The following is an 18,491-nucleotide window of genomic DNA, read 5'->3' on the forward strand; positions in this document are numbered from 1 at the left end:
CAGCGCCTTTGACGCTGTCTTTTTTATTTTATACATATACAGTTTTAAGTTAGCTTCATATCTTTTTCATTATAAAAACCATCTTCTTTTTCCATTTCCTTCTGTAATTTCGTAAAGGAACGGTACATCGCAATTCTCCATGATACAATCATCGCAAACGCAAGTAAGAAGAACATGCCGCTAAGTTGTCCTAAATCAAGAGATTGACTTAAGTATGTTTTAAATACAATCCGTACTACAAGTAATCCAATTAATATAAAAACAAATGCTTTTGAACGCTTCAAGTAAATCTCTTGTCCTCTAATTTCAAATTTAGATGTTTTAATAAGAAAAATAGAGAAAATCAAACCAACACCAATTGCTTCTAACATTTCTGCTGGAGTTAATCGAAATTCAGGAAAAACATACATCAATGCTCCCGTACTCATAAAAAATGGCGGAAGTATAATTTTTTTCAATGTTGCAGGTTTCTTAGCTGCTTTTAAACGAATAAACATCGCACCGACAGCCATACAAACAGCAACGATACTTGATAAAAGAACTATGTTCATATTTTCTCATCCTTTTTTGTGGCTATATGCAAAATATACTTTCATTATATGCTTTTCCGTTAGTATTTCCAACATTTTCACAGAATAATACTAAAAACCGGTAAAACCACCAAATAAACTTGAGAAATATACGATAATTTTCGTCATCCAATTAAAGTATAAGAAGATACCCATGACAATCATAATGTATCCTCCGACTTTCATAAAGGCCATACTATTTCTTTTAATCCAAGACATTTTCGTAATAAAGAATGAAAGCACGAAAAATGGGATAGCAAATCCAAGTATGTAAGCAATCATATAAATCATTGCTGATTCTGGGTTTGTTGCTGCTAATCCAATTACGGACACTAAAATAGGTCCAGTACATGGCGTCCATCCTGCAGCAAAGGCCAATCCAATTAGAACTGATCCAAAATAGCCACTCGGACGATTTTTAAATGTAAATTTGCGATCTTGCATTAAAAACTTCGGTTTAAATACCCCAACAATAATAAGACCGAACACGATGATAAATATACCACCTAGCTGTCTAATTAAATCTTTATAATCTGTAAAGATTCCTCCAATAAAACTTGTACCAAATCCAATTGCAATAAATATAATTGAAAATCCAAGTAAGAAAAACGCTGTATGTATCATACTTCTTTTGCGAAGCATTGCATTTTCTTCTTTCAATTCAGAAACCGACATACCTGTTATGTACGATAAAAATGCCGGATAAAGCGGTAAGCAACATGGGGAAATAAATGATAAGAACCCAGCGCCAAACGCTAAAAAAATACTAATATCTTGCATAATTCCACTCCTCTCCTTACATATTGTAGCAAAAACACATAAAAATACTATGAACAATTCGTGAACTCACTTTTACAACGTGGTAATAAGAAAAACCACTCTTTCTCACAGTTTCTAATAAAACGTTTTCATTTCCTTCTATTATATAGAAAAATCTCAATTGGATTAGGAAACCCTTTAATTGTTATTAACATAACAAAGGTAACATAGTTTCTCAAATGATTAGCACGTATACGTACGTTTATATACATATTGATTTAAAAAATATTTTTTCAAATGCTGTCTTTATACAATACAAAGCTGATTTTACAATACTTTTATAATTAACAATTTCAAGATTATGCATAAATATCATACTTTTATTATTATTCTATAAAATGTCGCACTTTTCTTTTATTTGACCCTACATTTTTAATTTTGTATACTTCCCTCTAGATATATTTTCGTTACGGAACAACTTCACATAGATGGGAGGAATTTTTCATGCTTCGTTATTCTCTTTTAGTTTTATTAGGAGCGTGTAGTTATGGAATTTTAGCTATTTTTGTTAAACTTGCATATGCAGAAGGATTTTCACTTGGAGAGGTAATTGGCAGCCAATATTTGTTCGGTTGGATTATTTTGCTGGCTATTACACTTCTATTTTCTAGACACCGCGTTCCATTAAAACAAGCATTAATTTTATTCGTTGCAGGAACATCTGCAAGTTTTACTGGAATTTTTTATTATGCTTCATTAAAAACTGTACCAGCTTCTATCGCAATTATTCTTTTGTTCCAATTCGTTTGGGTCGGTATTATTATTGAAGCTATTGTAACAAAAACATTACCTTCAAGGGAAAAAGTTATTTCGGTTATTTTCTTACTTGTAGGTACATTTTTATCAAGTGGTTTACTGGAAAAATCGGCAGGTACTTTCGATACAACAGGAATCATTTTAGGGCTATTATCTGCTATTACATTTGCAACATACATTTTTGTGAGCGGAAAAGTTGCTGTTGAAGTACCTTCATTACCACGTGGTGTCCTGTTAATGGCTGGCGCTTTAACTTTAGTTATGATCGTATTCCCACCAACATTTATTATGAACGGTGCCATTTCTCAAGGACTTTGGAAATACGGCTTAGGATTAGGAATATTTAGTATCGTTATTCCGTCTATTGCCTTTACAATTGGTATTCCAAAAATCGGTTCTGGCTTAGCGACTATTCTTGGTGCAGCAGAGCTACCAGTTACAACAATTATGTCTGTATTCGTTTTAAAAGAAGCTGTACTATCTTCACAGTGGATAGGTGTATCACTTATTTTAATCGGTATTGCAATTCCGCAAATTGCATATGCAAGGCGTGGACGTTATCAAAAACATCATACACATAAAAAAGTGGCAGCATAAAGTAAAACTTTAATCAGTGGGGATTTTGTTCATCCCCACTGATTATTAGCTCACACCACTCGGGCATTAACGAGAGAGGATTTTCATTTGAGAATCCTCTCTTTTATTGTTGTATACTTATAGTAAATACTTCGCTTAAGAAAGAGGGCATAATACGTGGCATCTATTCCAAATCAACTAACAGAAAAACTTATTTCCATTCGCCGACATTTACATGAGTATCCAGAACTATCATATGAAGAGTTTGAAACAACAAAAGCGATAAAAACTTGGTTAGAAGAAGCAAATATTACTATTATTGATTCCAATTTAGAAACAGGAATTATCGCAGAAATTTCTGGTAATCAAAATGGTCCAATTATAGCAATTCGTGCTGATATTGATGCCCTTCCTATTCAAGAAGAAACAAACTTACCATACACTTCAAAAATTCAAGGTAAAATGCATGCTTGCGGACATGATTTTCATACAGCAGCTATTTTAGGTACAGCTTTCTTATTAAAAGAAAAGGAATCTTCCCTAAATGGAACGGTTCGCTTTATATTCCAACCAGCTGAAGAAAGTAGCAACGGTGCTTGCAAAGTTATTGAAGCTGGACATTTACATGATGTACAAGCTATTTTCGGTATGCATAATAAACCTGATTTACCAGTAGGTACAATTGGCATTAAAGATGGTCCACTAATGGCTGGAGTAGATCGATTTGAAATTGAAATTCACGGTGTCGGGACGCACGCAGCTGTACCAGATGCTGGTGTTGACCCTATCGTCGCATCCTCTCAAATTGTTATGGCACTACAAACAATTGTAAGTCGAAATATTAGCTCTTCACATAATGCCGTTGTAAGTGTTACAAACATTCATTCAGGAAATACGTGGAACGTTATTCCTGAAAAAGCAACATTAGAAGGAACAGTTCGTACATTCCAAAATGAAACACGAGAAAAGATACCAGCTTTAATGGAACGTATTATTAAAGGAGTTTCTGATGCATTAGGCGTAAAAACAGAATTCCGTTTTTATTCAGGTCCTCCTGCTGTTCATAACGATACATCTCTAACCGACTTATCTACTCAAGTTGCCGAAAAAATGAATTTAAATATTATTTCTCCTAACCCATCAATGGCCGGAGAAGACTTCTCCTTTTACCAACAAGAAATACCAGGTTCATTCGTCTTTATGGGAACGAGCGGTACACATGAGTGGCATCATCCTTCTTTTACAATTGATGAACGAGCACTCCCTATAAGTGCAAAATACTTTGCTTTGCTAGCTGAAAAAGCTCTTAAACAATTCTCATAGAAAAAAGCCGTTAAGGGGTACTTAACGGCTTTTCTTATTAAGTTAAATCGCGTTTTAAAAATACTGTATAGGAAATACTTAAAAATACAAATAAATACAGCAATAACATACATGAAGCAAATGGGAAGGTTACTCCTTCAATAAAACTTCCATTCTTGGCAATACCGTATAAATCTGTGTTTGCCGGCAATAAATATTTCACCCAATTATATCTAGTTGCTGCTAGTAACGCAATATTTCCTGATAAAGCAAGAAACAGTGAAATACCGATTGCGCCCCCACTAGATCTTGTTAACACAGAAATCATAAATGCAAACGCTGCGTACACAAGAGTTGGCAACCACGATAAAATGTAATATTTACTTACTTCCACAAAAATATTTTGTTTTATAATATTTCCATCTTGAAAAATAAATTCACTCCATGCAGGCTGTTGGAATTTATAAATAACAAGTCCACTTAAAGCGGAGAAAATCATATTAAATATAAACAATAAAGCTGCAAATATAACGATTGCTAAAAATTTTGCTGTTAAAATTTTAAATCGACTTGCCGGACGGATTGTTAAAAATTTATATGTTCCCCAGCTATATTCATTCGCAAAAATTGTACTTGCATACACGAGGATAAATGGAAGCAAAATTGGAAATACGATAAAACCTGTATCTCTCATGAAAGAAAGTGGAGAACTGCTTGCTGGTGCTATATCCGTATCTAAATGCTTCATTTTAAGCTGATATTCCTTTACAAGCTCGTCCCCCGACCTTTCTGCTAAAATAGCTTCTTTTTTCATACCAAGCTTTTTCTCAATTTCTACCGTACGTTCTGTATAATCTGCTTTCCAACCCTTTGTTTCTGGTTCTAAATACTTTACCGTAACCCATCCTAATCCAATTATTAATACTGCAATAACCGCAAAAGGAATAATCGTTCTTTTACGCTTATATATTTTATACAGCTCGTTATACACTAAATTAAACAATATCTTTTCCCCCTGTTAATTCTAAAAATTGCTCTTCTAACGTTTTTCTTTCTTCATATACACGATAAACTTGAATATTTTTCTCAAGCAAAGTACGAATAACATTTGGGATTTCTTCATCTTTTACATTGATAAGTAGATCATTACCTTTTATTACAACATCACATTCTAACATTTCCGCTGCTTTATTTGCATCATCTACACGTATACGGATCGTCTCCATCTCTTCACTATGACTATGCTGAATATTTTGCGTCGCTACATATTCTCCGTGTTGAATAATAATAACTCTGTCACACATTAATTCAACTTCTGAAAGTAAGTGACTAGATACAAGTACTGCTTTTCCTTGTTCATGTGCAATTTTCTTTATGTACATTCTCATTTCATGTATTCCACTTGGATCTAGTCCATTCGTTGGTTCATCTAGTACCAATACATCTGGATTATGAATAAGCGCCTGAGCAATCCCTAAACGTTGTCTCATACCGAGTGAATATGCTTTTACTTTACGGTCAATTACTTGTCCCATTCCTAACAATTTCACTACTTCATCGATACGTTCTTCTGTCACATTCCCATTCATTCGGCCGAAATATGTTAAATTTTCGTAGCCGCTCAAAAAAGGATAAAATTCCGGTGTCTCAATTACTGCACCAATTTTCGCAGCAGTTTTTTCAAATTGCTGTTTTACAGATTGACCATCAATCCATACTTCACCTTCTGTCATACGGATCATACCGACCATCATTCTCATTAAAGTCGTTTTTCCAGCACCATTTGGTCCTAGCAGGCCAACAACTTCACCTTTTTTAACTTCGAAACTAATATTTTCTACAAGTGTCTTTGAACCGATTCGCTTCGTTAACCGCTCAACTTTTACAATTGATTGTTCATTTGTCATTCTATACAACCTTTCCTTCCCATTCTTTGTCAGGTCTTTTCACTCTAACACGATTATTTTCATGTGTAAAATAGAAAAAGGCATGATTTCTCATGCCTTTTTCTCAAACTGAAACAAATTTCCGTCTTTTAAACTTCGAACAAATCGACAACATTGCATCATCGATAATACGACGACAGCCATCATAATTATACTAACAACTGCTATTGCATATATTGTAATTGGTGCACTATTTATCCCTTGTATCCCTGCTATTTTCATAAAGATAATCGTGAATAATTTCAAAAATAACATCCCATGAACTAGACCGAAAACAGACGCTGCTCCATAAATGAATAATTGCTCCTGACATAATAAACATAGTATTTCATTTTTTTTCATATTCCCTACTACATAAGATTTAAATTCCTCTCTCCTCACTTGCAGAAGAGAATTCGTCATTTTATACGCAATAAAAATACATATAAAAATCAATAAAATAAACAGCGTGTAAAAACACATTTGAAACAAAAATGTTGCCCCTACTTTCCCAGTCGCTAGTTCATTAAATTGTAGCGACATCATAAAAAACAAAATTGCAGTACACATGGCAATCCACATGAATTGCTTCATCCTTTTGACAGCAAATGTTCTTATATTTTTTCTCGCTAACCGACATAAAGACATAAATTTCTTCCCCTACCTTATAACATACGCATTCTATACTACTAGTGTATAAAAATATGACATTACAAACATCGCACTACAATCTGAATCTTTTCTAAGTCTTTAGTCCTAGAAAGGAAAATGGGAATTTATTCATATTATAATTGTAAAAAGAGGAGGGTTTATACTATGCGTATAAACGTATTATTTATCTTATCTTTACTTTTCTTTACTAGTTGTAACCAAATACAAAATAATGAAGTTGCTTCTGTAGAAGCTTACAAGTTAACAAAAGAACAGTCTTCTATTTTACAAATGACGCCTATTCAAGAAGGAAATAGTATGTTTTATAACGTTACACTTAATAATGATAAAGATGAAATAAATGCTACGATTGATTATTATCAAAATGGTAAAAAAGTAAAAGAGATTACTAACATCGCTTCATCACATTTTCTAGAAAAGAAAATAAAACTCTCTTTCATACCACCACATTTCCAATTTGATAAAGATGTAAAAGAAAAAGGTCAATGGTATATTAATATTGACGGTGGTTCAACGCTTGCTCCTGAAGAAGCACCTCTAGGTGTAAATAGTTCTGCAACTATTACAATTCAATCTGCAAAAAATTTAAGATATAATCAGAAAACAATTTTAGCTGCTGTAATCCAAACAAGTAAAGAAACTGTAAGCGTCCCTACAATTGATGAAGAAACAGGTATTGATCTACTCTTAAAAGAAAATGAACACGTTTATCTTTTCAGTATCGAGCTAAAAAAAGAAAAATAAAACAGAAATGCACTTAAGCTGCATTTCCGCTTTATTGTTTAATAAGGTGTACTTTTATATATTCGAATTAAATCTATTTACCGTTACTAATATTACTCATCTTCTACTTCTATTCGTTTCTTCTCTCTTGCAATTTTTAAAAACTCTAACAGCTCTGGATTACTATTCATTTTTTTATAAGCTACCGACATTTCTGCAACAAAATTAGAATCATATAATTCTTTATATACAACTTCTGTTTTATATAATTTATTTGCCGATACAGGGATTACTGTAATCCCAATCCCTGCTGCTACAAGCCCCATAACTGTTTGATATTCTGTTGCTTCTTGTACAATTTGAGGACTAAAGCCAACCTCTCGACAAAGAGATAAAATTGTATCATACAACGCCGGCCATACTGGTCTCGTAATAAAAACAAACGGTTCATCGCGTAAATCTTCTATATGTATTTCATCTTTCTCTGCAAGTGGATGTGCCTTTGGCAAACATAAAGTACAAGATAACCTTTGAATTGGTTCTAACTCTAATAATTGTGTTGAAATTGGCGGCCGTAAAAATCCAATATCAATACGATTATCATGAAGTGCATGCACTTGATCTGGTGTAGATAATTCATGTAATGCGACAGACACTCTCGGAAATTTCTTTCTATACTCCCTGACGATAGACGGTAAAATATCATATATCGCCGCACCTACAAAACCAATTGAGAGTGATCCAACTTCTCCCCTTTGCGCACTTTGTGCAACTTCTACTGCTTTTTCAATTTGCTCAAACGCTTTTTTTACTTCTTTTAAAAACATTTCTCCTGCTTCTGTTAATTCAACCTTTCTCTTCGTTCTTGAAAATAACAGAACTCCCATTTCTTTTTCTAATTGCTGAATTTGTTGACTAAGTGGCGGTTGTGTCATTTGTAAACGAGCAGCCGCTCGTCCAAAGTGTAACTCTTCTGCCACAACAACAAAATATTGCAAATGCCGTAATTCCATTTTGGACACCCTTTTCAATTTCAATTAATACGTCTAATATATTAATAACATATAATTTATATATTAGACAAATATTTTGAATGAACGTATAGTAGAAATTGTTAATTCTTTTTTACAATTTTTATGTAAAAAAAGAAAGAGGTGGTTACTGTATGAAATGGTGGAAGTTAAGTGGACAAATTTTATTATTATTTTGTTTCGCTTGGACAGGTGAATGGATCGCAAAACAGGCACACCTCCCAGTTCCAGGAAGTATAATCGGTATTTTTTTATTATTAATTTCATTAAAATTTAACCTAGTTAAAAAAGAGTGGATACAGGACGGAGCAGACTTTTTATTAAAAGAACTTATTTTATTTTTTATTCCTTCTGCAGTCGCTGTTATTCGTTACAAAGATACACTATCACAATATGGAATCGATCTCATTTTAATTATTATGATTAGTACACTTTGTGTTACTCTCGTAACAGGACTATTAACAGAATTGCTACTTAAGCGGAAAGGATCAACGCAATGATCGGCTTTCTTTGTTTACTATTAACACTATTGACATATTGGATATCTAAAAAAATATATCAACGTTGGAATTGGAGCTTACTTTCTCCTCTCCTTGTCTGTCCCATTATTTTAATCGCTTTATTGCTTGGACTAGACACACCTTATGAAACATATGAATCTGGTGGTCAATGGCTAACAGAATTATTAAAACCTGCAACAGTTGCTTTTGCATGGCCAATCTATAAATACTTTGATTTATTAAAGAAACACGGAATCGCCATCTTACTTAACGTCATCGTTGGTTCATTTTTATCAGTTATTACTTCGGCACTACTAGCAAATTATTTTCAAATTGATTCGTTACTAGAACATAGTTTAGCACCGCATATTGTAACGACACCAATCGCAATGGCTATTTCAGAAATGATTGGTGGCATGTCACAATTAACAGCTGTATTTGTCGTTTTAACTGCCTTAACAGGAGCATTACTCGGCCCTTCCCTTATACGTATTTGCCGCATTAAAACCGCGCTCGCAAAAGGTATTATGTTAGGAACGAGCGCAAATGGAACTGGTACATCAAAAGCATTCGAAATCGGCCCTGTTGAAGGAACAATCGCAAGTTTATCCATGCTTTTAACAGCGGGTGCTAGTTTAGTTATCGTTCCGCTTTTCTTATCTTGGATACATTAAAAAGCAAGTATTTACATACTTGCTTTTTCATTTATATATTGACATATTAACTCGTAATCCTCCGGAAAAGCTAGCGATAATTTTTCAACTTCCTGTATCCCTTTCCAGTCAATTTCATGTATTAACTCATCAGGATCTTGAATTTTCATACTACCGCCTATTTTTTTAACAAAGTAATAATGAACATACACTGGAATTCCGTATGTAATACCTTCTTTTTCGTATATTTTATTTACAACTTCCACATTGTAGCCTGTTTCCTCCCAAACTTCCCTGATACAACATTCTTCTAGTGTTTCTCCCTTTTCAAGTCCTCCACTTGGTACAGACCACCTTTTTTCTTCCCCTTCTTTGCCTTGCAGCACCATTAAAATTTCATTTCTGTCATTCATACATATAGCTGCCGTACCTATCCATCTCTCCATAAACATCCCTCCCCTACTAAAATTCGCCTTCTTTTTTATTTTCCCCTTGAAAAAAGAGGAAAAAAATAAACGGTGACGAAAGAATACATCAACTTCATAGGCAGTCCCTTCTTAGAAATTAAAAACGGAAGGATGAAATTATGATTTCTAAATATGTTGTGGAATGTGTCTTTTGTGAAGAAAATCGAAAACCTCGCCAAGCTACCGTCACAGTTCCCGCCACTTCTCAACTACTAGCTATTCAAAAAGTTCGGGCTGAATGTAAACGTCGCTTTGGAAAAACGTTATTATTGCAAACAGAGGTTAAAGAAGAAATAGTTTTGGAACAAAAAGAAAGCTGACCATCAATTGGCCAGCTTTCTTGTCCGATCATATTTTCACATGAAGATTAGGGGCATCCTCTTTAAGGATCGGGATTTTCCCATTATGTACGTTCCATAATGGTCATCGAACAATATATTTCTATGCAATTAAGTATTGAATAGAATAGGGCAAAACTTGTTCGCATTTTTAGAAAAGGGATAGGGATATAATTCAAGTAGTACTTCGAATACTCGAACTTTATACTCATAATATTAATGCAAATTCTTTTATATGGGAAATATGAATTACTTATATAATTCATTCGTAAAATATATTAATACCTTGCTATAGTAGTTTTATTCCATCAATAACATACATCCGGCTAAAACTGGCGTCATAATCATTGAAAATCTCAACAGCATGCGTGGTGCATAATTTGTAAACTTCGCACCGATATATGCTCCTAACATCGTCCCAATTAATACTTGCAATAACAATATATAATCTAAATACCCTTCCGAACTATATCCAATCCCGCCTCCAATTGCAATGGGTAATATAACAAGCATAGTCGTTCCTACAGATTGCTGTATCGTTAATCCTAAAAGAACCATTAGTCCAAGTTGTATAAAAGGGGCTGAACCAATCCCGAATGAACCAGCCAACATTCCAGTAACTAATCCTAAACATATACATTTCATCAAGTTGTTTTTTGAAAGTTTTTTCTGTCCACATAAGGGTGGCTGTTGCTTATTTAGAGACATAATCAATTTAATAAACATAAAAATTGCTGATAAAAATAACATCCCAGCTGTAAACCAATGGAGAAGATGTGCTGGTATAAGCGAACCAAACTTTGAACCGATATAAGAACCAAGCGCTCCAAATCCACCAACAATCCCGCCTATCATAAGTACAACATTTCCTTCACGATAATGACTTATAACTCCAGATAACGTCGTAAATGCCATAGCAGTTAAAGATGTTGCAAGTGCAACGTGAATAGGAATATGAAATACTAAAGTGAGTATCGCGATAATAAATCCAGCTCCCCCTGCTCCAACAAATCCTAATAAAATACCCATTAATAACATCGTTATAATAATTGCCACATACTCTCCCTCCAGTATCCCAATTATCTACTATACGCCCTCTTCCATACAAATAAAAAGCATCCTATCCGGATGCTTTCACTACTTTTCTATATTGAAAATATGTAATCAATCTTGATTAATTAAAATAACAGCAGGACCAGCAACGACTACTCCAGCTACTTCTATCTTTTCAAATTCCTTTACTGTAATAGATATAACACCTTCTCTTTCCATCAATTCTTTACTCAGGACTTCAGTCGGTATCGTCTTCACCGTCTTACCTCCTTTTCATTTATACAATATGATAAAGCGACACTTTAATCAGTGGGGGTTTTGGCCACCCCCACTGATTATTAGCCCTCATCAACCAGGCTTTTGCGAGATAAAAACAACCCAATACATCCATATATATGCATCACCTCCACTTTCATTCCATATTCCATCCAAAATTCATATTCCCTTTCTATAACATATTGAAAAATAAAAAGAAGCTATAACATATAGCTTCTCTCTAAGTTTCTTTACCCTCTCTGTACCTTATATGTCAAAACTCTACCATCTCTATCAAATTGGAAAATAAGCTGTTCACTATCTATTGGAATGAAGCCACGTTCTGTCCCAAGATAGTACAAAGTGATGACCCCTTCTTCCTCATTTCTCGTTTCAGTAGGCGTTCCTAACAATTGTGTAATTTCTTCATTTGATTTCCCTATTAATTTATATTTTTGCATGAAATCATCTACCATATGTACCCGTTTCTCTTCGTCATTTAACCACCGATCTCGATTAAAATTGGAAGTGTACTCATTCATACTTAATTGTACAGCACACACTATTAATGGAATGATCCCTACTATCATTACACGTAACATTTGTTTCTTTTCTTTATTACGACTTGTAGAAGCACGTAAGATGACTCTTTGAATCATGACTAATAAAATAAATGGCATAACTACTACAAAAATACTCTTTACACTTAATGACATATGAACTATATCGATAACGAAAATAAACGCAATGTACATGACTATATACAAACAAAAATAAACATACAAAATCCCATGTAATAGAGCACCCAGAAAAATCTCCCCCTTTTTAATTCACCTGGCAAAGCATTTCTCTTATCTTTTGTAACTCTTGCGCTGTATATATTACTTCCCCTGTTAAAACTTCATTTTTGAAAAACGCTACGATTTGCTCCCTATCTTTTAATCTAGGTGTGTCCTCATTAGAAAGATCTAGTACTTCTTTACCACTCTCATTATAAAAATATACAATTGGCTTTACGTTTTCTTTTACAATATCAACTTGCAATTCTTTCAAACAATTGTATAAAATTTGAGATTGTTTCTTCGCTTTATATACTGGATTCCCTTCATTTTTCACTTGTATAGTTAACGAATCTTCACCTGTAATACATTCAAGCGTCTCTTCTTTTTTAATTTCTTGTTGATACTTACCTATTTCATCAAGCATAAATGAATATATACTAGCATTCTCTTTCGTTACACCATGAATTAATTTTCCTGTCCACTCTCTCGTCTCAAGTAAATACATACCAGTTTTATATAAGATAAGATGATGGATTCGAATATCGTTTATTCCAAGTTTATCTCTAATAAAAACATTCGGCATAATATGAAATTCATCTTCTTGTATGATTTCTTGTTCTAAAAATCCTTGCTTCATATAATGTAATGTTTCATGCGTATTTACTTCAGCGCTATTTTTAGTATACTCTCGTAAATCTGCAATTAACTTTTGAAACATATGTATTTCATTACTATGTTTATCTTGCATTTCACTACGTTCTTTACTATGTTGCATAGCTAATTGATTTTTCATCATACGCATATTTTCAAGTTCTCTAGCTGTACTAACTTGTAAATCATTATACTTTTTCTGTTCCATATTTTTTAACGTATTTTGTTGCTCTTTATGTTCTGTAACCGTGGCTGCAATTTCACTTTCATACGTTTCAATCGCTTGCTTTTTTTCAAATTCCACCTGCTGGCTCTCTGATTCCAACTGTTTATTTTTATAAAACAGTACGAATACTGCAGCTAATAATATTAAAATTACACCTATTAGCACATAATCCATATTTTTACTCCTTTATTTCAATTTTTGATTATTTTTTATAAATATCCCCATTGTATTATACTATGCTTTTAATATACAACTTGTGAAAATTAATTTTTTCATAGAGTGACACTTTAATCAGTGTTTTGTTCTATCACCCACTCATTATTAGCCCTCACCAATCGGCCTTTTACGGGCAACTCCCACCTATCTTCCTCGCATTCGCCGAGATTCTTACTGCCTGCAAATCGCGGGATAAAAGGTATCTCAGGCGGGATAAAAGGTATCTCAGGCGAGATACCTTTTACGTTGACTTTATTATACACCATACTGAATATAACTCGAATCATAATATATCCATTCATTTCCACCTAATCCGAGCCAGCCATCTTGCTTACACCATACTCGATATGCCTCACCATGATGTAACTGTCTTATAACATTTCCACTTAATGATGGAGCATCCCGTAGATTCACATTGTCACCAGTAATAGTCGCCACATAATGTTTATACTGAATATAACTCGAATCATAGTATATCCATTCATTTCCACCCAAAGCAAGCCAACCATCTTGTTCGCTCAAAACTTCATATGATTCACCTCGATTTAGCTGGCGAATTACACTAGATTGTAAAGATGGTCCAGTCCGTAAATTTACATTATCGCCATTAATTACAGCAACACCGTAAACTGGAGTTGCATTATTAGGCGGAGAAACATTCCCTCCACCACTCGATCCATTCCCTTGCAAAGCTTCTAATGAAACTGCTGCTGATACATCACAATTTCCTACACCTGAAATTTGGCCAGAATCAGTGTATTGCCACGCTGTCCACTCTGTCCATCCACCAGCATCAGCAGGCGGTGTACTAGAATATCTAGCAATCCAAAGTGGAATATCACTTAACCCGTTAATTCCAAACTCATTAATATACCAAACTCCTGTATATAACATTACATTTTTTCCAGTAGCCTGTTTCACATAATTTATGAAACTTCTTGCCCAATTAGATATAGCGGTACCAGTTAAATTACTATTACTCGGATCTGTTGGTGACTCTAAATCTAGAACTGGCATTAAGTCTGTTTGATTGCTTTGTAATATACTCACAAAATATTTCGCTTCTGAAATTGCATCATTTTGTTCTGGATGTGCAAAATGGTATGCACCGATTAATACATTCGCATTTCGTGCCGCTTGTACATTTTGAACAAAAGTAGGATCAAGATAATTTACACCTTCTGTCGCTTTTGCATATGCTGCTGGAATGCCAGATGCCTTCACTGCATTCCAATCAATACTCCCTTCCCAATGAGACACATCGATAAACGTAACATTTGAACTCGATCTGTTTTGCATATAAAATCTCCTATCAAATTTTTTCATTCCGTATACATACAATATGTACAACTTTACTAAATGGACACGACATGTATGCTATAAAAACAAAGAGTAAATATATTTTATATACAAAGTAAAAAAGACCTTGTATATTACAAGGCCTTTTGCAAGCTTCCTTTATTTTGTAGTAAATACATATTATAATACAACCCTTGCTCACTCAGTAACTCTTGATGTGTTCCCCTTTCTACTATCTCTCCATCATGCATAACGAATATTTGATCTGCATCTTGAATTGTAGATAACCTGTGAGCAATCGCTATCGTCGTTCTACCTTTTCTCATTTGCTGCAACGCTGTTTGAATAGCCTCTTCTGTTTCTGTATCGATATTAGCTGTTGCCTCATCTAATACTAACACTTTCGGATTAGTTGCTATCGTTCTAGCAAAAGCAATTAATTGTCGTTGACCACTAGAAAATGCAGCTCCTCTTTCTACTACTTCTGTTTCATACTGCTTTGGTAATTTTTCAATAAACGTATTGGCTTGCACAAATTGCGCAGCTTCTTTTACTTCTTCATCTGTAATTTCTTCATTGTACATACGAATATTTTGCTTTACATTTCCTGCAAATAAAAATGCATCTTGCAATACGAGTCCTATTCTCTTTCTAATTTCTCGTTCTTCAAATTTCTCTAAATCTACACCGTCTATTACAATGTTTCCCGACTTAATATTATAAAATCGCATTAGTAAATTCATAATGGTACTTTTTCCGCTACCAGTATGCCCAACAAAAGCAACCGTTTGCCCTTGTTTCACATGAAAAGATACATTTTTTAAAACATCACGCTTTCCATCATACGAAAAAGTAACATTTTTAAATTCAATATCTCCATTAACTACTTGAGGATTCCCATCCCCTTTTTGAACCGGCGCTAAATCTTTCTCATCTATTAAATGAAATACACGTGATGATGAAACAAGTGCCTGTTGGAAAAATGATAATTTCATCATCATCTCATTTACAGGTTGGAAGAAACGATGAATATAGTTAACAAACGCATATAAAACTCCTACTTCAACGGGACTCTTTAAAGCGTCAATTCCGAATAAACCAAGTACTAATGCAATTGCTACAATATGAACTAAATCCGTTGCTGGACGTAAAAGTAATGCGTCTAACTTTAACGTGCGTCGTCCTGCACTATAATGTTTATTATTCACCTCTTCAAATTCTTTTCTCATACGTTTTTCTTGTCTGAATACTTGAACAATATTCATTCCTTGAATGGACTCATTTAACTTCGCATTTAATACGCTTAATTGATTACGTACTTCTAAATAAAAAGCTGCACTTTTCCGGCGATATAGCACCATAATAGCAAACATAATTGGAATTAATATAAGAGAAAATAGTGCTAATTTTACATCTAATAAAAACATCGCCACTAAAATCCCTACTAAAAACACTACATTTTTTACGAATGTTGATAGTACACTTACATAAAAATCCTTAATCGCTTCCGTATCATTTGTTATGCGAGATACGAGTGTACCTATCGGCGTACGATCAAAGAAACTTAATGACAATTTTTGAACGTGTTCATACACTTCAACTCGCATATCTTGAACAATCTTAAAAGCTATATTTTGAAAGTACAATAAATCTAAATACGTAAATAATACTTTTAATAAATGTGCAATTATATACACTACAAATAGAGTAACAAGTGCTGATTGATCAAAGTTACGCGGTACTAAATGTTCATCAAGAAATTGTTTAATTAAAAAAGGACCCATCATTTCAGTTACAGTTGCACCAACTAGGAATAAAAATGCTAATGCTAATAACCTTTTATATGGTCTCATATAAGAAAGTAATCTTCTTAAATCACTCCGCTTTTTCTCAGCCATCATACGCCTCCTTTCTCTACTAACGCCTCTAGTTGCTGGCTTTCGTACATTTCTTTATACCAACCATTTTCTCCCATCAATTGTTCATGTGTTCCTCGTTGCACTACCGCTCCTTCATCAATCACAAGAATAATGTTTGCATGCTGAATTGCACTTAAACGGTGTGCAGTAATAATCGTCGTTTTTTCTGCTCTTTCCCGTTTCAATGCGGATAATATAGTTTCTTCTGTTTTTGCATCGACAGCTGATAAACAATCATCTAAAATTAAAATTTCAGCATTCGTTAATAAAGCACGCGCAATTGAAATCCGCTGTTTTTGACCTCCCGATAGTGAAACACCTCTTTCACCTACTACCGTATCATACCCTTCTGAAAATTGAACGATATCATTATGAATACAAGCAATTTCAGCAGCACGCGCAATTTCTTTATATGTAGCATCGACCTTTCCGAATGCAATGTTCTCTCCAATACTCGCTGAAAATAAAAAATGATCTTGCGGCACGTATGAAATTGCAGAACGTACACCATGAAGTGTTACATCTCGAATATCCCGCTCACCAACTTTTAATTCACCATTAAAATGATCATATTCTCGAATTAAACATTTTAACAACGTCGTCTTCCCTGCACCGGTACGTCCCACAATACCTAGCGTTTCACCTTTTCTTAAATTAACATAAATATCTTTTAAGTTTAATAGTTCATTTTTCTTATAAGAAAATGAATCAATAGCAAATGAAACATCACCACTTGCTATAGTATTTATAGCGTTTTCCTTATTTACTACATCTGAAGTTTGTGAAAGTATTTTCTCCACACGATCATACGAAGCGCGTCCACGTTCCATAATATTAAACAACCATCCAAAAGCTAACATTGGCCATACAAGAGTCCCTAAGTATGTTGTAAACGTTACTAGCTCTCCTACAGTTAATTCGCCCCGTACTACTAATAAAGATCCGTAACAAACTGCGATTAAAAACGAAAACCCGACAATAAGTGCAATCGTTGGATCGAATAACGAGTCAATACGTGCGACTAACATATTTTTATGTACGACATCTTCTGATTTCTTCCGAAATGCTTCCAAATCCTCTTTCTCTTGTCCAAGCGAGCGAATCACCTTCATCCCACTCATACTTTCTTGTACTTTATCATTGATTTCAGAAAACGATTGCTGCGCTTTATGAAATCTTCTATGCAATAAAGTTCCATAATAATTTGTAGAAATCGCTACAATTGGCATCGGAATTAAACTTAATAATGTCAACTTCCAACTAATTGTAAACCCCATCGCCACAAGTACACATCCTCCAACTGCTAATGAGTCAACAAGTGTTAAAACACCCGATCCAGCAGTTTGCTGAATTGCCTGAATATCATTGGTCGCATGCGCCATCAAATCGCCTGTACGACGTGATTGATAGAAAGTTGGACTCATCTTTGTAAAATGTTCATATAAATTCTTTCGTAATTGACGGGCTAATTTTAAAGAAGATCCAAAAATCATAATACGCCACAAATAACGCAATATGTACATAGTAATTCCTACAACAACTAACAGAATAACCCACTTCAACAATTTTTCAGATGTTAATGTTCCATTATTAATTTCATCTACTACAATACCTAGTACTTTCGGGGCTACAAGTTCAAGAAGCGCGACACCAAATAACATAATAATCCCAATTATGTACGCTCGTTTTTCTTGTTTAAAAAACCAAGCTAAATTAAAAAATACTTTCATATTTATCCTCCTCCCTTAAAATGAGCGAT

General features: G+C 34.0%; 21 protein-coding genes. 6 read left to right on the forward strand and 15 right to left on the reverse strand.

What is annotated here, in order from left to right:
• Window positions 1–44 precede the first annotated feature (44 nt).
• The 3 genes from MHB70_RS16425 to MHB70_RS16435 all read right to left on the reverse strand — a co-directional run bounded on the left by MHB70_RS16425 (window position 45) and on the right by MHB70_RS16435 (window position 1,515).
• Window positions 45–551: a CcdC family protein gene (locus tag MHB70_RS16425; RefSeq protein ID WP_001028440.1), complete on the reverse strand. Its 507-nt coding sequence runs from the start codon at window positions 549–551 to the stop codon at window positions 45–47.
• A gap of 90 nt (window positions 552–641) precedes the next feature.
• Window positions 642–1,349: a cytochrome c-type biogenesis protein CcdA gene (ccdA, locus tag MHB70_RS16430; protein WP_001152675.1), complete on the reverse strand. Its 708-nt coding sequence runs from the start codon at window positions 1,347–1,349 to the stop codon at window positions 642–644.
• Between the two features lie 16 nt (window positions 1,350–1,365).
• A complete protein-coding gene (locus MHB70_RS16435) occupies window positions 1,366–1,515 on the reverse strand; it encodes a peptidase T (RefSeq protein WP_073990665.1) in 150 nt (49 codons plus the stop codon).
• Between the two features lie 317 nt (window positions 1,516–1,832).
• Between MHB70_RS16435 and MHB70_RS16440 the strand changes: the two genes are divergently transcribed.
• Both MHB70_RS16440 and MHB70_RS16445 read left to right on the forward strand, forming a co-directional pair.
• On the forward strand, window positions 1,833–2,741 hold the full coding sequence (locus MHB70_RS16440; RefSeq protein WP_000947022.1) for an EamA family transporter: 909 nt from the start codon (window positions 1,833–1,835) through the stop codon (window positions 2,739–2,741).
• Window positions 2,742–2,897: 156 nt separating this feature from the next.
• A complete protein-coding gene (locus MHB70_RS16445) occupies window positions 2,898–4,043 on the forward strand; it encodes a M20 peptidase aminoacylase family protein (protein ID WP_000146709.1) in 1,146 nt (381 codons plus the stop codon).
• Window positions 4,044–4,080: 37 nt separating this feature from the next.
• Here the strand turns inward: MHB70_RS16445 and MHB70_RS16450 are convergent, their stop codons facing one another.
• The 3 genes from MHB70_RS16450 to MHB70_RS16460 form a co-directional block, all read right to left on the reverse strand.
• Window positions 4,081–5,025 (reverse strand): ABC transporter permease, encoded by a 945-nt coding sequence (locus tag MHB70_RS16450; RefSeq protein WP_061530539.1) that lies wholly within the window; start codon window positions 5,023–5,025, stop codon window positions 4,081–4,083.
• The gene (locus MHB70_RS16455) at window positions 5,018–5,929 is read right to left on the reverse strand and encodes an ABC transporter ATP-binding protein (RefSeq protein ID WP_000180632.1); all 912 of its coding nucleotides are present in this window, start codon (window positions 5,927–5,929) and stop codon (window positions 5,018–5,020) included. The genes MHB70_RS16450 and MHB70_RS16455 overlap by 8 nt, the downstream gene beginning before the upstream one ends.
• Window positions 5,930–6,019: 90 nt before the next feature.
• Window positions 6,020–6,595 carry an FtsX-like permease family protein gene (locus tag MHB70_RS16460; RefSeq protein ID WP_000050640.1) on the reverse strand — a complete coding sequence of 192 codons (576 nt, stop codon included), beginning with the start codon at window positions 6,593–6,595 and terminating at the stop codon, window positions 6,020–6,022.
• A gap of 168 nt (window positions 6,596–6,763) precedes the next feature.
• Here MHB70_RS16460 and MHB70_RS16465 point away from each other — a divergent pair, with 168 nt between their 5' ends.
• A complete protein-coding gene (locus MHB70_RS16465; RefSeq protein ID WP_001222411.1) occupies window positions 6,764–7,363 on the forward strand; it encodes a hypothetical protein in 600 nt (199 codons plus the stop codon).
• A gap of 92 nt (window positions 7,364–7,455) precedes the next feature.
• Here MHB70_RS16465 and alsR read toward each other — a convergent pair whose 3' ends face one another.
• A complete protein-coding gene (gene alsR, locus MHB70_RS16470) occupies window positions 7,456–8,355 on the reverse strand; it encodes an acetoin biosynthesis transcriptional regulator AlsR (RefSeq protein ID WP_000423218.1) in 900 nt (299 codons plus the stop codon).
• A gap of 152 nt (window positions 8,356–8,507) precedes the next feature.
• On the opposite strand from alsR, the gene MHB70_RS16475 reads away from it, so the two are divergent.
• Complete coding sequence (locus MHB70_RS16475) at window positions 8,508–8,873, forward strand: CidA/LrgA family holin-like protein (protein ID WP_000872363.1); 366 nt, start codon at window positions 8,508–8,510, stop codon at window positions 8,871–8,873.
• Window positions 8,870–9,547, forward strand: a complete 678-nt coding sequence (locus MHB70_RS16480; RefSeq protein WP_061530540.1) for an LrgB family protein — start codon at window positions 8,870–8,872, stop codon at window positions 9,545–9,547. Before MHB70_RS16475 ends, MHB70_RS16480 begins: the two co-directional genes overlap by 4 nt.
• An 11-nt stretch (window positions 9,548–9,558) precedes the next feature.
• Here MHB70_RS16480 and MHB70_RS16485 read toward each other — a convergent pair whose 3' ends face one another.
• A complete protein-coding gene (locus tag MHB70_RS16485) occupies window positions 9,559–9,972 on the reverse strand; it encodes an NUDIX hydrolase (RefSeq protein WP_000442987.1) in 414 nt (137 codons plus the stop codon).
• A gap of 140 nt (window positions 9,973–10,112) precedes the next feature.
• On the opposite strand from MHB70_RS16485, the gene MHB70_RS16490 reads away from it, so the two are divergent.
• Window positions 10,113–10,313 (forward strand): DUF3903 domain-containing protein, encoded by a 201-nt coding sequence (locus MHB70_RS16490; protein ID WP_000624210.1) that lies wholly within the window; start codon window positions 10,113–10,115, stop codon window positions 10,311–10,313.
• A gap of 318 nt (window positions 10,314–10,631) precedes the next feature.
• On the opposite strand, the gene MHB70_RS16495 is transcribed toward MHB70_RS16490, so the two are convergent.
• From MHB70_RS16495 to MHB70_RS16525, 7 genes are all read right to left on the reverse strand, one after another.
• Complete coding sequence (locus MHB70_RS16495; RefSeq protein ID WP_000974639.1) at window positions 10,632–11,387, reverse strand: sulfite exporter TauE/SafE family protein; 756 nt, start codon at window positions 11,385–11,387, stop codon at window positions 10,632–10,634.
• A gap of 108 nt (window positions 11,388–11,495) precedes the next feature.
• The gene (locus MHB70_RS16500) at window positions 11,496–11,642 is read right to left on the reverse strand and encodes a BC1881 family protein (protein ID WP_000849372.1); all 147 of its coding nucleotides are present in this window, start codon (window positions 11,640–11,642) and stop codon (window positions 11,496–11,498) included.
• Between the two features lie 248 nt (window positions 11,643–11,890).
• Window positions 11,891–12,394, reverse strand: a complete 504-nt coding sequence (locus MHB70_RS16505) for a hypothetical protein (RefSeq protein ID WP_002109353.1) — start codon at window positions 12,392–12,394, stop codon at window positions 11,891–11,893.
• A 70-nt stretch (window positions 12,395–12,464) separates the two neighbouring features.
• Window positions 12,465–13,472: a nuclease-related domain-containing protein gene (locus tag MHB70_RS16510; protein WP_000386795.1), complete on the reverse strand. Its 1,008-nt coding sequence runs from the start codon at window positions 13,470–13,472 to the stop codon at window positions 12,465–12,467.
• Window positions 13,473–13,769: 297 nt separating this feature from the next.
• Window positions 13,770–14,813 (reverse strand): GH25 family lysozyme, encoded by a 1,044-nt coding sequence (locus MHB70_RS16515; RefSeq protein WP_001181410.1) that lies wholly within the window; start codon window positions 14,811–14,813, stop codon window positions 13,770–13,772.
• 134 nt (window positions 14,814–14,947) lie between these two features.
• A complete protein-coding gene (locus MHB70_RS16520; RefSeq protein ID WP_000818434.1) occupies window positions 14,948–16,711 on the reverse strand; it encodes an ABC transporter ATP-binding protein in 1,764 nt (587 codons plus the stop codon).
• Window positions 16,711–18,462 carry an ABC transporter transmembrane domain-containing protein gene (locus MHB70_RS16525; RefSeq protein ID WP_000862305.1) on the reverse strand — a complete coding sequence of 584 codons (1,752 nt, stop codon included), beginning with the start codon at window positions 18,460–18,462 and terminating at the stop codon, window positions 16,711–16,713. The genes MHB70_RS16520 and MHB70_RS16525 overlap by 1 nt, the downstream gene beginning before the upstream one ends.
• Window positions 18,463–18,491 lie beyond the last annotated feature (29 nt).

The sequence above is a fragment of the Bacillus sp. FSL M7-1020 genome (assembly GCF_038050415.1).
In the GTDB taxonomy this organism is placed as follows: Bacteria; Bacillota; Bacilli; order Bacillales; family Bacillaceae_G; genus Bacillus_A; species Bacillus_A toyonensis.

Excerpts from the sequence above, each read along its gene's own strand:
- MHB70_RS16520 (WP_000818434.1), bottom strand. The coding sequence starts at position 16,711 with ATGGCTGAGAAAAAGCGGAGTGATTTAAGAAGATTACTTTCTTATATG.
- MHB70_RS16505 (WP_002109353.1), bottom strand. The coding sequence starts at position 12,394 with ATGTACATTGCGTTTATTTTCGTTATCGATATAGTTCATATGTCATTA.
- MHB70_RS16425 (WP_001028440.1), bottom strand. The coding sequence starts at position 551 with ATGAACATAGTTCTTTTATCAAGTATCGTTGCTGTTTGTATGGCTGTC.
- MHB70_RS16460 (WP_000050640.1), bottom strand. The coding sequence starts at position 6,595 with ATGTCTTTATGTCGGTTAGCGAGAAAAAATATAAGAACATTTGCTGTC.
- MHB70_RS16455 (WP_000180632.1), bottom strand. The coding sequence starts at position 5,929 with ATGACAAATGAACAATCAATTGTAAAAGTTGAGCGGTTAACGAAGCGA.
- MHB70_RS16440 (WP_000947022.1), top strand. The coding sequence starts at position 1,833 with ATGCTTCGTTATTCTCTTTTAGTTTTATTAGGAGCGTGTAGTTATGGA.
- MHB70_RS16475 (WP_000872363.1), top strand. The coding sequence starts at position 8,508 with ATGAAATGGTGGAAGTTAAGTGGACAAATTTTATTATTATTTTGTTTC.
- MHB70_RS16485 (WP_000442987.1), bottom strand. The coding sequence starts at position 9,972 with ATGGAGAGATGGATAGGTACGGCAGCTATATGTATGAATGACAGAAAT.
- alsR (WP_000423218.1), bottom strand. The coding sequence starts at position 8,355 with ATGGAATTACGGCATTTGCAATATTTTGTTGTTGTGGCAGAAGAGTTA.
- MHB70_RS16510 (WP_000386795.1), bottom strand. The coding sequence starts at position 13,472 with ATGGATTATGTGCTAATAGGTGTAATTTTAATATTATTAGCTGCAGTA.
- MHB70_RS16525 (WP_000862305.1), bottom strand. The coding sequence starts at position 18,462 with ATGAAAGTATTTTTTAATTTAGCTTGGTTTTTTAAACAAGAAAAACGA.
- MHB70_RS16480 (WP_061530540.1), top strand. The coding sequence starts at position 8,870 with ATGATCGGCTTTCTTTGTTTACTATTAACACTATTGACATATTGGATA.
- MHB70_RS16515 (WP_001181410.1), bottom strand. The coding sequence starts at position 14,813 with ATGCAAAACAGATCGAGTTCAAATGTTACGTTTATCGATGTGTCTCAT.
- MHB70_RS16490 (WP_000624210.1), top strand. The coding sequence starts at position 10,113 with ATGATTTCTAAATATGTTGTGGAATGTGTCTTTTGTGAAGAAAATCGA.
- ccdA (WP_001152675.1), bottom strand. The coding sequence starts at position 1,349 with ATGCAAGATATTAGTATTTTTTTAGCGTTTGGCGCTGGGTTCTTATCA.
- MHB70_RS16465 (WP_001222411.1), top strand. The coding sequence starts at position 6,764 with ATGCGTATAAACGTATTATTTATCTTATCTTTACTTTTCTTTACTAGT.